A 15,644-nucleotide genomic window follows, 5' to 3' on the forward strand; every position below is an offset into this window, starting at 1 on the left:
TATTTTCTTAATTTTAGCAAAAAATTAAGTTTGTGGGAAGTAAGAATAAATTAAAGCGGTTTAAGGAAAACGAAACTTTTGATAACGTTTTTCAACCAACAAGAGAAGAAGTGGTGGGTGGTGAGTTTCCACTAAAAGGAAAATGGAATTCAGATTTTTTTAAAAATTACAATCCAATAATAATTGAGTTGGGCTGTGGTAAAGGCGAATACTCTGTTGGATTGGCCAAACGTTATCCTGATAAAAATTTTATCGGAATTGACATAAAAGGTGCGCGTTTCTGGCGTGGAGCTAAGACAGCTGTTGATGAAGGAATGAGTAATGTGGCTTTTGTGCGCACACAAATTGAGTTAATCAATTTTATTTTTGCCGAAAATGAAATAGATGAAATTTGGATTACCTTCCCAGACCCACAAATCAAATACAAACGCACTAAACACCGAATGACTAATTCAGAATTCTTGCAGTTATACAAAAAAATTCTCAAACCAAACGGTGTCGTAAATCTTAAAACCGATAGTGAATTCATGCATGGATACACTCTTGGATTATTGCATGGTGAAGGACATGAAGTATTATATGCCAACCATAATGTCTATAAAAATGAAGGAGCTCCAATTGAAGTGACTCAGATCCAGACATTTTACGAAAATCAATATTTGGAAATCAACAAAGCAATTACGTATATTCGTTTCAAAATCAAATAGATGTTGTTTTATTTACCACTTGTTTTAGGTTTTTTTATTGCTTTTTTGGCGGTTATTCCTCCCGGATTAATTAATATGACGGCAGCAAAAATTAGTTTACAAGAAGGTAAAAATATTGCAATAAGTTTTGCTCTTGGTGCTTCGGTAATCATATTTTTTCAAACTTTTATTGCGGTACTATTTGCCCGATTTATAAGCAACCATCAGGAAATTGTTTCCACACTCCAGAAAATCGGCATTTTTGTTTTTTCCGTATTAAGTATTTATTTTTTTTGGATAGCCAAAAAGCCAAAGAAAATCAAAACCGATAGTAGAGTAAAAGGAAAATCAAGCCGTTTTTTTTTAGGAATGTTGTTGTCTATATTGAATTTGTTACCTATTCCGTTTTATGTTTTTGCCAGTATGACTTTGGCAGCTTCAGGCTATTTTAGTTTTGACAAAATTCCGGTTGCTGAATTTGTAATTGGCGTCATGAGTGGTTCGTTTACAGTTCTTTACATCTACATAGTTGCCTTTAAAAAAATTGAAAATAAAACAGAATTTCTAATGCAAAACATTAATACCTTTATTGGTTCGGTGACAACTTTTATGGCTGTGTTGACTTTATTAAAATTACTTTACAAATAATGGAAGCTAATTTTTTTGAACGAGTTTACGTAATAGCACGTCAAATTCCGGAAGGGAGAGTTACTTCTTACGGTGCTATTGCCAAAGCATTAGGGACAGGGCGTTCCGCCCGAATGGTAGGCTGGGCTATGAATGCCTCTCACAATAGGGAAGACATTCCAGCTCACAGAGTAGTCAACAGAAAAGGATTGCTTTCGGGGAAGCATCATTTTGCCGGAACTAATTTAATGCAGCAATTATTAGAGAATGAAGGAGTAAAAGTGGTTAATAATCAAATTATTGATTTTGAAAAGCATTTTTGGCATCCTGAAATACAAGAATAAAATTTCTAGTTCCCTTTATATTTCAATAAACTTTTTCGATTTTTTAAGAATAGTTTCAATGCATTTCGTATTATCTTTGCAATCTGTATTCAGTCTTAATAAAAGATTGTAACTTCTTAACAGTTAGCAAAAAAAAAATGAAATTAGAAAGAAAAGAAATTCTTTCAGCATTGGAAACCATAACCATTGCAGGCGAAGGAAAAAATATGGTGGAAAGCGGTGCGGTAAAAAATGTACTGATTTTTGGCAATGAAGTAACCGTAGATATACTGATTGCAACTCCCGCAATGCACATAAAAAAACGTGCTGAAGATGACATTAGAAAGTTAATTCATGAAAAGTTTTCTCCTGATGTTGTAGTGAAAGTGAATATCAAAGTAGAAGCACCAGCAAATCCTAACGGCTCCAACGGAAGCGAACAAGCGAATCAAATTAAAGGAAAAGCTATTCCGGGAATTACTAATATTATTGCAGTTGCTTCTGGAAAAGGAGGTGTTGGAAAATCAACCATTACCGCAAATTTAGCTGTAACACTAGCTAAAATGGGTTTCAAAGTGGGAGTTCTTGATGCGGATATTTATGGGCCATCGATGCCGATTATGTTTGATGTTGAGAACGAAAAACCAATTTCGGTTGAAGTCGATGGGAAATCCAAAATGAAACCAGTAGAAAGTTATGAAATAAAAATTCTGTCTATCGGTTTCTTTACAGCACCAAGTCAGGCCGTTATTTGGCGTGGACCAATGGCATCTAAAGCATTAAACCAAATGATTTTTGATGCCGATTGGGGACAACTCGATTTCATGCTAATTGATTTACCTCCAGGTACCGGTGATATTCATTTGTCCATTATGCAATCGTTACCAATTACGGGCGCTGTTGTTGTGAGTACACCACAGGCCGTAGCTTTGGCAGATGCTAAAAAAGGAGTTTCTATGTTTTTATCAGATAGCATCAATGTACCAGTACTCGGAATCATAGAGAACATGGCGTATTTCACGCCAGAAGAACTTCCAAATAACAAATATTATATCTTCGGTAATGGTGGCGCTAAAAACCTGGCAGCCGATTTGCAAGTGCCATTTTTAGGGGAAGTTCCATTGGTTCAAAGCATACGTGAAGCTGGAGATTATGGTCGACCAGCAGCCCTACAAACTGCATCTGTAATTGAAAGGGTCTTTGAAGAAATTACAAGAAGCGTAGTTCAAGAAACGGTAAACAGAAACGAAAGTTTACCACCAACTGAAGCAATCAAAATAACAACTATGGCAGGATGTTCGGCCGTTAAAGGAAAATAAAATGACAACAGAAGAATTGACATTAAACATAGAAAAAGCACTGAACGAAATCAGACCTTTTCTTAACTCTGATGGCGGTGATATCAGTTTGGTTTCCATTGAAGATGAAAAGCATGTAAAAGTGCGCCTTCAAGGAGCGTGCACCTCATGTAGTTTGAGCATGAGTACTATGAAAGCAGGCGTTGAAACAACCATCAAAAAATACGCACCGCAAATAGAAACGGTTGTAAATATTGCTTAGTTTTTTGATAATAATCAAGAGTTAAGACTTTGCAACTTTGTAACTCTGTCTCCAAGTCAAAGTCAAACGGACGTAGTAAACTAAAAAAAATGATTGAAACAGATATACTAATAATCGGTGCCGGGCCAACTGGACTCTTTACTGTTTTTGAAGCAGGATTATTAAAATTAAAATGTCATATTGTAGATGCTTTGCCTCAACCTGGTGGGCAATTGTCTGAACTCTATCCTAAAAAACCCATTTACGATATTCCAGGGCTTCCAGATGTTTTAGCCGGTGATTTGGTCAATAATTTAATGGAACAAATCAAACAGTTTCAACCAGGCTTTACGCTATCCGAAACTGCTGAAACCATAGACAAGTTAGATGACGGGACATTTATAGTTACTACAAATAAAGGAACAAAACACCATGCCAAAGCCATAGCAATTGCTGGTGGTTTAGGAACATTTGAACCAAGAAAACCCGAAATAGACAGAATTAGTTTCTATGAAGAAAAAGGGGTAGAGTATTTTGTGAAAGACCCGGAACTTTTTAGGGATAAAAAAATTGTCATAGCAGGCGGTGGGGATTCAGCTTTAGATTGGAGTATTTTTTTAGCAGATGTTGCTTCAGAAGTTACTCTAATTCACAGAAGAAATGAATTTCGTGGGGCGTTAGACTCAGTTGAAAAACTGCAAGAATATAAAAAAATGGGCTTGGTAAATCTTATAACACCTGCCGAAGTCATTTCTCTTCACGGAGAAGAGCATTTGAATGCCATTACCATTAACAAAGATGGCAATCAAGAAACTATCAAAACTGATTATTTCATTCCACTTTTTGGTCTAACTCCGAAACTAGGAGCCATTGCCAATTGGGGTTTAGAAATCGAAAAAAATGCAATCAAAGTCAATAACTCTTTAGATTATCAAACTAATATTCCTGGAATATACGCTATTGGCGATGTAAACACTTATCCAGGAAAATTAAAGCTAATTTTGTGTGGTTTTCACGAAGCGACTTTAATGTGTCAAAGTGTTTACCAACGCATAAATCCAGGAAAAAAATATGTATTGAAATATACTACCGTTTCTGGAGTTGATGGATTTGACGGTACCAGAAAAGAAGCCGAGAAGGCCGTAGTAAAATCAATTGAATAAATGTCACAAGACGTTACCATAATAATTACTGATCGCAAAGGTGCGAAGCATGAAGTACAGGCGCCAACTGACATGAATTTAAACCTCATGGAGCTTATTCGGATGTATGAACTAGCCGAAGAGGGAACTATTGGTGTTTGTGGTGGAATGGCAATGTGTGCTTCCTGCCAATGTTATGTTTTGAACGATGTTTTAAAAACGAAACGCAACGACGATGAAGAGGCTATGCTGTTAGAAGCATATCATGTAAAAGAGAACAGCAGACTTGGTTGTCAAATTCCAATTACTGCAGAAATAGATGGCTTAGCAATAGAAATTGCACCGGAGCAATAAAAGAAATTGATGAACTTGTTTGTTTTTGGTTAGTCAACATTAATTAATTTACCAACTCCAAATTAGCTTCAATTTTTTCTTCTATGGCATCCCAAAGTCCCTTTCTTTTTTCAAGAGCCAAAATAGAAGTTTCTTCAACATCATTCCATTTTTGATCATCGTCTTTGCAAAGTTCAGTAATCATTTGCATAGCCATTGGCCCATGTTCATCGGCATCTAATTCGATGTGTCTCTCAAAATAATAAATCAATTTTGACAAATCGGTTTCAGGAAAATTTCGTTGAAAGTTTTTCAGAATCTCCGTAAACATATTCGGAATCAAATCTTCTCTTCCAAAGGTAAAAGCTGCCGCAATTTTATGAATTTTTCCTTCTTCTATAATGCGGAAAGTAAAATCTAAAAAATCTTTAATGTTTGGATGTAAATCACTTTGTTTAATAGCTATAAATACGTTTTTAGTTTCAATAACATGATGTAAAAAATTATTTAACCCATTAGTCTGTGCGCCACAACTTTGCATTGCTTCGATATACATTTCAAAATGGCTTAATCTTCTCCCGTCAATAGTTAAATCACTTTCTTCTGCTAATACTATTTCGTTAATTAAGTAACGAGTCTGGGTATTTTCGGTAGCAAACCAAGGTGTAGTGGTACACGTTAATTTACTTTGCAATGCTTTTAACAATGACATAAAATCCCAAACGGCATAGACATGACATTCTAAAAACTGATGTAAGTCTTCGATGGTTTTTACTTTATCGTAAAGCGAGTGCTTCAGTAAGCTTTCTTTTTGATACTTAATTTTAGAGTTGATTTCTGCGATCTTCATAGACATATTGATTGTTGACCAAATGTAAAAATGCTTCACACAAAAGAGAAGCATTTTGTAGAATTTTTATCTATTGTTTAATCTTATTTAAAAGCCGGAATTCCGGTAATATCAGCACCGGTTATCAACAAATGAATATCGTGTGTTCCTTCATAAGTTATTACCGACTCCAAGTTCATACTGTGACGCATGATAGAATATTCTCCGGTAATTCCCATTCCACCTAACATTTGACGAGCTTCTCGGGCAATGTGAATTGCCATATCAACATTATTTCTTTTTGCCATCGAGATTTGAGCGGTTGTTGCTTTCCCTTCATTTCTCAAAACACCTAACCTCCAAGTCAACAATTGTGCTTTGGTAATTTCCGTAATCATCTCAGCTAATTTCTTTTGTTGCAGTTGCGTAGCAGCAATAGGTTTGTCAAACTGAATTCTTTCTTTGGCATAACGCAAAGCGGTGTCATAACAATCCATTGCAGCCCCAATTGCACCCCACGCAATTCCGTAACGAGCTGAATCCAAGCATTGCATAGGTGCCCCTAATCCAGATTTTCCTGGCATCAGGTTTTCTTTTGGTACTTTTACGTTGTCAAAAATCAATTCCCCTGTTGCAGAAGCACGAAGTGACCATTTATTATGTGTTTCCGGAGTTGTAAAACCTTCCATGCCACGCTCTACGATCAAACCGTGAATTCTACCTTCTTCATTTTTTGCCCAAACAACAGCAATATCAGCAAATGGCGCATTTGAAATCCACATTTTAGCACCATTCAACAAATAATGGTCGCCCATATCTTTAAAGTTGGTTGTCATGCCGCTTGGGTTTGAACCATGATCAGGCTCTGTTAAGCCAAAACAGCCCATGAATTCACCGGTGGCTAATTTTGGCAAGTATTTGCGACGTTGCTCCTCTGTTCCAAATTTCCAGATAGGATACATTACTAAGGAAGATTGTACTGATGACGTGGAACGAACACCCGAGTCGCCTCTTTCTATTTCCTGCATGATTAAGCCGTAAGAAATTTGATCTAAACCTGCACCACCATATTCTTCTGGGATGTAAGGACCAAAGCCGCCAATTTCCCCCAAACCACTAATGATTTGTTTCGGAAATTCAGCACGCTGAGCATAGTCTTCTATAATGGGAGAAACTTCGCGTTTAACCCACGCACGAGCAGAATCACGAACTAATTTATGTTCCTCTGTTAGTAAATCATCTAGCAAATAATAATCGGGAGCTTGAAATAAATCTGGTTTCATCTTTAATGTCTTTTAAGAAAACGTTTGCAAAGCTACATAATCTTAATTAAAATTTTGTTCAACAATTGTTATAATTTTTAGAAGCCTTTTCAGATTGAAGTAACCTCTATTTTAATTTTTTAAATTCAGTTTTATTGGTGAGCAAAAATTCCAAAATAGCCAATTCATCTTTTTCAATTATCGTTTTTGATTCCGGATTGGCCTCGCAAAAATTAAGGAATTCCGAAATTTCTTCATTTTTTAATTCCAGTGTTTTAGAAAAAAAGGATTCTTCAAAATTAGCTTTAGCGTAATCCTTAAAGGTCGTCTTTTCTTCCGGAGATTTAGGCTTTGGATTATTACTTTTAAACAATTTTCCAACCATTTTTCCTATCTGGACAAAATCCATCCCTAAAGGTATTTCTCCGGTATAAATGTCTTTATTTACTGGGTTTGATTGCTGTTTTTCAAGTTCTGCCATCTTTACGCCATTATAGGAAGTTGCTTCAATTTTTATAGCTTTAATCTGCCGTATCTCCACCTCTTTAAGTGGAATAGGTTTCTCAATTAGCTTAATTAACAGCATGCCTTTTTCAAAGTCTTTGGCTGTCAGGGTATACTTCTGATCTGCAAAATTTTCAGACATAAAGACAAGAACATCATCGACTTTGGCTTCAATGTCAAATTCGCCTAAAGGATTGGTTTGGGTGATTTTTTTTGTAATAAAATTGATAACGTCTACACTTTTCTGATAACTATCCTGATAGGAAACTTTTCCGTGAATAATTTTTTGCGAAAAGCTGGTACAAGAGAGCAATAAAAATAAGATGGAAATAATTTTTGCCATTGGTATTTGAATTTGTTAAACTTCAGTTACTAAAGTTAAGAAATTCCATTTAGTAAAACAGTGAGAGTTTGTTAAAGTTTAAATGCAGCAAGTACAACTTACATCTTCAGATAAAAATCTTTGGTCAATTCGATGTAGTCTTCCGTATACTGGTGACGCGCAGTTTCAATAATTAACTCATCGGCAGTTAAAACAGATAGTTCGTAGCGTTTGAAAGCCAATAAACTTCTTTTTATTTCATTAGTAGGCGTTCCTTTTACTCGAGTAACTTTTATAGGATACAACTCAAATTCAGCACACAAATTGATAAATTTTTCTTCCTCTTTATTAGGAACAATTACCGAGAATATTCCGTTTTCCGATAGCAATAAATGGGCTGTTTCTATTAAATCTTTAAAAGGCATCGCCTCTTGAAAACGAGCTAAATCACGTTGTTCGTTTCCTGTTTTATAATCTTCTGAATAGAAAGGGGGATTGGAAATAATGATGTCATATTGGTCTTCCGGTTCTTCAACAAATTCATCCAAACCGGCATGAAAACAAAACAATCGGTCGCACCAAGGTGAACTTTCAAAATTTTCTACACATTGTTCGTAGGCATCTTCATCAATTTCAATCGCATCAATTTGCGAAGCATTGCTTCTTTGGGCTAACATCAAAGATAAAATACCAGTTCCTGCACCAATGTCTAATACCGAAAAAGGATTGTTGTCAATAGGGCACCAGGCGCCAAGTAAAACGCTATCGGCACCAATTTTCATCGCGCATCTGTCTTGGTTAACTTTAAATTGTTTGAATTGAAATGTTGACAAAAGAATATTTTTTAAATTTAAATCATTAAGAAATTAAGAAAATTAAGGATTAATGAACTTTAACTATCTTAATGGTTCAAAAAAAATTTATAAATACATTTCAACAAGTCCTTCCGGTAAATCCATCACGACTTTTTTGTTTTCTCGGTCAATTTTTACTAGGAAATGATCAACCATTGGAATCAGCATTTCGACCTCACCATTCAGAACTTCAAACAAAGGTTGAGCAGTTGTGTCATTTATGGAAACAATTTTTCCAAAAATACCTAAACGCTTATCTTCAATTTCAAATCCAATGACTTCATGAAAATAAAATTTGTTGCCTTCAAGTTTTGGCAGCATGCTAAGCGGAAGATAAACTTCGCAACCTATAATAGAATCAGCTTCTTCTTCGGAGTCAACATCTTCAAATTGCACGCGAAGAAAATCATTTTTGTGCAGAGAACTGTTTTCAATAAAAAATGGAACCAGATTTTTGTTGAACTCAACAAATACTGATTCCATATTTTCATATAACTCGGGTTCGTCTGTGTCTAAATAGATAAGCACTTCCCCTTTGAAACTAAATTTTTTTGCAATTTTACCTAAATAGAAACAATCTTCTTTACGCATAATTGCTTTAAGTATTATGCTTCAGTTTCCTCGCTAGTCTCTTCAGTAGCAGGAGCTTCTTCAGCAACAACTTCCGGAGTTTCCTCAACAGCAACTTCATCAGCAGGAGCTTCTTCAGCAACAATTTCAGCAGGAGACTCTTCATTGGCAACTTCAGTTACAGCTTCCGGAGCTTCTGTCTCTTCAACAGCAACCTCTTCAGCAACTTCCTCAACTTTAGCAGCTTCAACAGCGGCTGCAGCACGTTTTTCATTAGCAGCCTTTTCAGCTTTTAAAGCTTTTGCTTTAGCAGCTTCTTGCGCTTTTGATAAACCTTCTTTTTTAATGTTAACTTTTCCGGCTTTTTCTTCCAACCATTTAGCCAATTTAGCGTCAGCTTGCTCTTGCGTTAAAGCTCCTTTACGAACACCGCCATCAAGGTGATGTTTCATTAAAGCACCTTTGTAAGAAAGGATAGCTCTTGCAGTATCTGTTGGTTGTGCTCCATTGTGTAACCATTGTACCGCTTGGTCAAGGTTTAAATCAATAGTGGCAGGATTGGTGTTTGGATTGTAAGTTCCTAATTTTTCAAGGTATCTACCATCTCTTTTTGATCTAGCATCTGCTGCTACGATCCAGTAAAAAGGTTTTTGTTTTTTACCGTGTCTTTGTAATCTAATTTTTACTGACATAATCTTTTTGATTAATTTGAGGTACACGACCTCGTTATTTTTAAGGGTGCAAAGATAACTTTTTTTTGAAAACAAACTAATTGAATGACATCTTTTTAAAAATTAAATGGCTTCCGCATCATACTTTAACAATAATTTTTTAAATTTTAGTTAGTGTTTTTACTTTAAAAAGTTATTTTTGTGAACAAATACATTTAAAAAATGAAAAGATTTTTGTACCTATTTATTATAGCTTTGGCTTTTTCTTCATGCCAGGAAGATGTGAAATTTAACAATCCTGGTTTTCAAGGGTTAAAAGATGATGTCTTTTGGAGAGCAAATGATGCAAGAGCTTATGTTGATGCAACAGGTAAATTAAGAATTGAAGCACTTACTCAATATGAGATAATTACTTTAAATACCACTAGCGCTAATGTTGGAACCTATGTTTTAGGAACAACCAATATTAATAATTCGGCAACCTATTCTTCGAACTTTAATGATATCCTATCAGAATATGCTACAATTGCAGTGCCTGGTCCAACAGGAAGTGTAAGTTTGTTTAATGGCGGAACGGGATACAGTAGCGGAACTTCTGTTGCAACAACTGGCGGAACAGGTAGCGGATTAACGGTAAATGTTGTTGCCAATGCTTCAGGAGTTGTTACCAGTGTGACTGTTTCGTCTCTTGGTAGTGGCTACATGGCAGGAGATTTAATTACTGTTGCTGGCGGAAATGTTAATTGCAAAATCGTAATTTCAAATGTTCAAAACAGTAATGGTGAAATTAAAATCACAGAATATGACAATGTGAATTTCACGATTTCAGGTAAATTTAAATTTAATGCAGCCAATTCCAATGGTGATCCTAGTAGACCAATTTTGAATTTCCAGTACGGTGAATTTTATAAAATACCTATTTACCCATAAGTATAATTGTGAAAACAAATTAAATAGGACCATCTTCGGATGGTTTTTTTGTTAATTAAATAATAAAGTCTAAATTAATAACGGTTTGCGATTTATTTAAACTACATTTGTTATCGAATTTTTAAATAAATAATATGAATATTTTTGTTGGAAGTCTTCCGTTCAGTATTGACGAAGCAGATTTAAGAGAGTCTTTTGAGGCTTATGGGACAGTTGACTCTGTTAAAATTATTACTGATAAATTTACTGGAAGAAGTAAAGGATTTGGTTTTGTTGAAATGTCTAATGATGATGAAGCTCAAAAAGCTATTGACGAATTAAACGGTGCAACAGTAGAAGGGCGTACTATCGTAGTTAATAAATCGGAACCAAAACCGGAAGGAGAAAGAAAATCATTTAACAACAACCGCTCAGGTGGTGGTTATAGTGGTGGAGGAAACTCTCGCGGTGGAGGAGACAGAGGAAGATACTAGTTATACTCTAAAATAAATACTAAAACCATCTCATTTGAGATGGTTTTTTGTTTTTTGTTGATAACTAAAATTCGTTTTCTGAAGGCTAAAATGTATTTTTGTTTTTATCATAACCATAGCTTTTGGCTAATGCCTTTTGCCTAATCCCTTGCTTGCATGTATTTAATTTTTGATACCGAAACAACTGGTTTGCCAAGAAATTGGTCGGCGCCAATTACTGATACTGATAATTGGCCAAGATGCATTCAGATTGCTTGGCAGTTGCACGATGATTTCGGAAATCTTATGGAACATCAGGATTATTTAGTGAAACCGGAAGGCTTTAATATTCCATTTGATGCCGAGCGGATTCACGGAATTTCTACCGAATTAGCAGAAGCGCAGGGGATAGGATTAAACGAAGTTTTAGAAAAATTTAACATCGCTCTATCGAAATCAAAATTTATTGTCGGACAAAATGTTGGCTTTGATGTCAATATTATGGGTTGCGAATTTCATCGAATGGGAATGCAATCTTCTCTGAGTTCAATGCCGGTTTTAGATACTTGCACCGAAGTTACTGCCTCACTTCTAAAATTACCTGGTGGTCGTGGTGGCAAATTCAAATTGCCAACCTTAACCGAGTTACATCAATATCTTTTCGGAGTTCCATTTTCAGAAGCACACAATGCGACTGCAGATGTTGAAGCAACGACTCGCTGTTTTTTAGAGTTAATTAATAGACAAGTTTTTACCAAAGAAGAATTAGACGTTCCTGCTGATTATTTTGAAAAATTCAAAGAAAAAAACCCACAGGAAATTCAACTCATTGGATTGAAGCATATCAATCTGAAAGAAGCTTCGGAAGAGATAAGAAAGCAATTTAGTCAGCAAGAAGAAGTTGCAACGCCAACTCATGAGGAGAAACAAGTTCATCACAATTTAGCCAATGTCGATTTTGTTCACTTGCACAATCATACGCAATTCTCAGTGTTGCAATCAACAATTAGTGTAGCCGATTTAGTAAAAGCGGCTGTTGCCAATAAAATGCCTGCGGTTGCAATGACTGATCATGCCAATTTGATGGGCGCCTTTCATTTTGTTCGCGATATTTTATACCAGAATAAATCGGCACAACTCAAAAACAAACAAGCCGAAGAAGCAGGAGCGACTCCAACAGAAACGATAATCAAACCTATTGTTGGTTGCGAATTTTATGTTTGTGATGATTTGAGTGACAAGACCCGAAAAGACAATGGTTATCAAATTGTTTTCTTAGCCAAAACCAAAAGAGGATACCACAATTTGGCAAAATTATCCTCTATTGCTTATACTGAAGGATTTTATTACGTGCCAAGAATCGATAGAAAAGCTATTCAGCAATACAAAGAAGACATCATAGTGTTGTCTGGAAATTTATATGGAGAAATTCCAAGTAAAATTTTAAATATAGGCGAAAACCAAGCGGAAGAAGCTTTGCTTTGGTGGAAACAGGAATTCGGAGATGATTTTTATCTCGAATTAATGCGCCATAATCAGGTAGATGAAAATCGGGTGAATACCTCATTGATTTCATTATCAAAAAAGCACCAAATAAAAACTGTTGCCACCAACAACGTTTTTTATATCAATAAAGAAGATGCGAATGCCCATGATATTTTATTGTGCGTTCGTGATGGTGAAAAACAATCTACACCAATTGGTCGCGGACGTGGTTATCGTTACGGATTGAACAACCAGGAGTATTATTTCAAATCTACAGAAGCTATGAAAAAGCTTTTTCATGATTTGCCAGAAGCGATTAATACTACTGAAGAAATCGTCAATAAAATTGAAATCTACGATTTATCAAGAGAAGTTTTATTGCCAAAATTTGAGATTCCAAATGAGTTTTTAGATCCAGAAGACGAAGTGGATAAAGGCAAACGTGGTGAAAATAACTACTTGCATCACTTAACTTATGAAGGTGCAAAAAGGAGATATCCAGAAATTACAGATGACCCGAGCAATAGCGAACGGGCGAAGCAAATCAAAGAACGTATCGATTTTGAATTACTTACAATAGAAAATTCCGGTTATCCTGGTTACTTTCTAATCGTTCAGGATTTCATCGCTGAAGCGAGAAGAATGGGTGTTTCTGTTGGTCCCGGTCGTGGTTCTGCTGCGGGTTCTGTTGTGGCTTATTGCCTCGGAATTACCAATATCGATCCGTTGCTATACAATCTGCTTTTTGAGCGTTTCCTAAATCCGGATAGGGTTTCACTTCCGGATATTGATATCGATTTTGATGACGAAGGCCGAAGTAAAGTAATGGATTATGTAATTCAGAAATACGGTTCTAAACAAGTAGCGCAAATCATTACTTATGGAACAATGGCGACCAAATCGAGTATTCGTGACACGGCAAGAGTTATGGATTTGCCTCTATTTGAAGCTGATAAAGTGGCCAAATTAATTCCGGGACTAATGCCTTCAAAATGGAATTTAGCCCGACTTTTATCAGAAGACGAAGCCACTATAAAAAAAGCATTACGCCCCGAAGAATTCGATAGAGTGAAAGAATTAGTTTCGCTTTCCAAAGAAGGGAATTTATGTGCGGATACTATAAATCAGGCAAAATTTCTGGAAGGAAATCTAAGAAATACCGGAATTCACGCTTGTGGTGTAATCATTACGCCAAGCGATATTACCAATTTTGTTCCTGTGGCAACTGCTAAAGATTCGGATTTGTATGTTACCCAATTTGACAACTCAGTAGTTGAAAGCGCCGGATTATTAAAGATGGATTTTTTGGGTTTGAAAACCCTAACTCTTATAAAAGATACCGTAAAACTTGTAAAATACAGAACAGGAAAAGATTTAAATCCGGATGAATTTCCTATAGATGATATAAAGACTTTTGAACTTTTTCAACGAGGTGAAACGGTTGGAATATTTCAGTATGAAAGTGCCGGGATGCAGAAATATTTAAAGGAATTGAAACCAACAGTTTTTGGAGATTTGATTGCAATGAATGCGCTTTATCGTCCTGGACCAATTGCTTACATCCCGAGTTTTATAAAGCGTAAAAATGGTGAAGAAGAAATCACTTATGATATTGAAGCCTGCGAAGAATTGCTTAAAGAAACCTATGGAATTACAGTCTACCAAGAGCAGGTAATGCTTTTGTCGCAAAAATTAGCCGATTTCTCAAAAGGAGATGCGGATGTTCTTCGTAAAGCAATGGGGAAAAAACAGAAAGATGTTTTGGATAAAATGAAACCAAAATTCATTTCACAAGCAGAAGCAAAAGGCCATTCCGCCGACAAATTAGAAAAAATATGGAAAGACTGGGAAGCCTTTGCCGAGTATGCTTTCAACAAATCGCACTCCACTTGCTATGCTTGGATTGCCTACCAAACAGCCTATTTAAAAGCCAATTATCCAGCAGAATATATGGCGGCAGTTTTATCTAATAACATGAGTGACATTAAGCAAATTTCATTCTTTATGGAAGAATGCAAGCGAATGGGATTGCAAGTTCTTGGGCCAGATGTCAACGAGTCGTTTTATAAATTTACGGTAAATGATAACTATGCCGTACGTTTTGGAATGGGCGCCATTAAAGGCGTTGGAGCGAATGCCGTAGATACAATTGTACAAAACAGAAAAGACGAGTCGTATAAATCGATATTTGATTTAGCCAAAAAAATTGATTTGCGTGCTGCCAACAAAAAGGCTTTTGAAAGTTTAGCATTGGCCGGAGGATTTGATTGTTTTCAAAACACGCATCGCGCACAATATTTTCATATTGAAGGAGAAGGAATTACGTTTCTTGAAAAAGCGGTTCGCTATGGTTCTAAATTTCAGGAGAATGAAAATTCATCTCAGGTAAGTTTGTTTGGTGAGAGCAGCGATGTTCAAATTGCAGAACCTATTGTTCCGCCATGTGAAGAATGGAGCACTATGGAAAAGTTAGCCAAAGAAAAAGAAGTGGTTGGGATTTATATTTCTGGTCATCCATTGGATGATTACCGCTTTGAAATGAAGTATTTCTGTAACAGTAAACTGGAAAATTTAAAAAATCTCGGAAATTTTATTGGCAAGACACTAACATTTGCCGGGATTGTTACTAATGTTCAATACAGAACTGCCAAAAACGGAAAAGATTGGGCAATGTTTACACTAGAAGGTTATGATGAAAGCCAGGAGTTACGGATATTTGACGAAGATTATTTGAAGTACCGACATTTTTTGGTTAACAACCAGTTTGTTTATTTTAAGATTACTATAAAAGACGGTTATGTAAATCGCGAAAGCGGAAAAAAATCAGAGCCCAGAATACAATTTACAGATGCAAAACAATTGCAGGATGTGTTGCCCCATTTTGCTAAAAAACTTAGTATTCAAATGGATATTAATGAATTGCACAAAAATACTATTGAGCGATTAAATGCTGTTTTCCAGTCTAATAAAGGAGATAATACTGTAACTTTTGAAATCGTTGAGTTTGATAAAACAAAAATAATTCCCGAACTCGTTCCGAAAATTATCGCTGTTGATCATGAAAATTTTGAACCGGAAAATCCGGATGAAATTGAGATTGAAATTCCGGTTATTG

The 15,644-nt window shown here is 35.8% G+C and carries 16 protein-coding genes; 10 read left to right on the forward strand and 6 right to left on the reverse strand.

Annotation, left to right across the window (positions count from 1 at the left end):
* Positions 1–32: 32 nt before the first annotated feature.
* From trmB to ACOYLP_RS06110, 7 genes are all read left to right on the forward strand, one after another.
* Positions 33–707 (forward strand): tRNA (guanosine(46)-N7)-methyltransferase TrmB, encoded by a 675-nt coding sequence (trmB, locus tag ACOYLP_RS06080; protein ID WP_422855288.1) that lies wholly within the window; start codon positions 33–35, stop codon positions 705–707.
* Entirely contained in the window at positions 708–1,334 is a 627-nt protein-coding gene (locus tag ACOYLP_RS06085; RefSeq protein WP_422855289.1) for a lysine transporter LysE, read from the forward strand.
* Complete coding sequence (locus ACOYLP_RS06090) at positions 1,331–1,657, forward strand: MGMT family protein (protein WP_422855301.1); 327 nt, start codon at positions 1,331–1,333, stop codon at positions 1,655–1,657. Before ACOYLP_RS06085 ends, ACOYLP_RS06090 begins: the two co-directional genes overlap by 4 nt.
* 137 nt (positions 1,658–1,794) lie before the next feature.
* The gene (locus ACOYLP_RS06095) at positions 1,795–2,955 is read left to right on the forward strand and encodes a P-loop NTPase (RefSeq protein ID WP_422855290.1); all 1,161 of its coding nucleotides are present in this window, start codon (positions 1,795–1,797) and stop codon (positions 2,953–2,955) included.
* A 1-nt stretch (position 2,956) separates the two neighbouring features.
* On the forward strand, positions 2,957–3,196 hold the full coding sequence (locus tag ACOYLP_RS06100) for a NifU family protein (RefSeq protein ID WP_422855291.1): 240 nt from the start codon (positions 2,957–2,959) through the stop codon (positions 3,194–3,196).
* Between the two features lie 89 nt (positions 3,197–3,285).
* A complete protein-coding gene (locus tag ACOYLP_RS06105; RefSeq protein WP_422855292.1) occupies positions 3,286–4,338 on the forward strand; it encodes an NAD(P)/FAD-dependent oxidoreductase in 1,053 nt (350 codons plus the stop codon).
* The gene (locus tag ACOYLP_RS06110; RefSeq protein ID WP_422855293.1) at positions 4,339–4,671 is read left to right on the forward strand and encodes a ferredoxin; all 333 of its coding nucleotides are present in this window, start codon (positions 4,339–4,341) and stop codon (positions 4,669–4,671) included.
* Between the two features lie 43 nt (positions 4,672–4,714).
* Here the strand turns inward: ACOYLP_RS06110 and ACOYLP_RS06115 are convergent, their stop codons facing one another.
* The 6 genes from ACOYLP_RS06115 to ACOYLP_RS06140 form a co-directional block, all read right to left on the reverse strand.
* A complete protein-coding gene (locus ACOYLP_RS06115) occupies positions 4,715–5,500 on the reverse strand; it encodes a DUF3050 domain-containing protein (protein WP_422855302.1) in 786 nt (261 codons plus the stop codon).
* A gap of 83 nt (positions 5,501–5,583) precedes the next feature.
* On the reverse strand, positions 5,584–6,762 hold the full coding sequence (locus ACOYLP_RS06120; protein ID WP_422855294.1) for an acyl-CoA dehydrogenase family protein: 1,179 nt from the start codon (positions 6,760–6,762) through the stop codon (positions 5,584–5,586).
* 106 nt (positions 6,763–6,868) lie between these two features.
* A complete protein-coding gene (locus ACOYLP_RS06125; protein ID WP_422855295.1) occupies positions 6,869–7,588 on the reverse strand; it encodes a hypothetical protein in 720 nt (239 codons plus the stop codon).
* A gap of 98 nt (positions 7,589–7,686) precedes the next feature.
* Complete coding sequence (locus ACOYLP_RS06130) at positions 7,687–8,349, reverse strand: tRNA1(Val) (adenine(37)-N6)-methyltransferase (protein ID WP_422855303.1); 663 nt, start codon at positions 8,347–8,349, stop codon at positions 7,687–7,689.
* Positions 8,350–8,487: 138 nt separating this feature from the next.
* Positions 8,488–9,012, reverse strand: coding sequence for a ribosome maturation factor RimM (gene rimM, locus ACOYLP_RS06135; protein WP_422855296.1), 525 nt, complete (start codon positions 9,010–9,012; stop codon positions 8,488–8,490).
* Between the two features lie 14 nt (positions 9,013–9,026).
* On the reverse strand, positions 9,027–9,683 hold the full coding sequence (locus tag ACOYLP_RS06140; RefSeq protein ID WP_422855297.1) for a 30S ribosomal protein S16: 657 nt from the start codon (positions 9,681–9,683) through the stop codon (positions 9,027–9,029).
* A 201-nt stretch (positions 9,684–9,884) separates the two neighbouring features.
* Here ACOYLP_RS06140 and ACOYLP_RS06145 point away from each other — a divergent pair, with 201 nt between their 5' ends.
* The 3 genes from ACOYLP_RS06145 to dnaE form a co-directional block, all read left to right on the forward strand.
* Positions 9,885–10,592 carry a DUF6252 family protein gene (locus ACOYLP_RS06145; protein WP_422855298.1) on the forward strand — a complete coding sequence of 236 codons (708 nt, stop codon included), beginning with the start codon at positions 9,885–9,887 and terminating at the stop codon, positions 10,590–10,592.
* 134 nt (positions 10,593–10,726) lie between these two features.
* Entirely contained in the window at positions 10,727–11,065 is a 339-nt protein-coding gene (locus tag ACOYLP_RS06150) for an RNA recognition motif domain-containing protein (protein WP_422855299.1), read from the forward strand.
* A 156-nt stretch (positions 11,066–11,221) separates the two neighbouring features.
* A partial coding sequence (gene dnaE, locus ACOYLP_RS06155; RefSeq protein ID WP_422855300.1) for a DNA polymerase III subunit alpha occupies positions 11,222–15,644 on the forward strand: 4,423 nt, incomplete at its 3' end.

Source organism: Flavobacterium sp., from assembly GCF_049318325.1.
In the GTDB taxonomy this organism is placed as follows: Bacteria; Bacteroidota; Bacteroidia; order Flavobacteriales; family Flavobacteriaceae; genus Flavobacterium.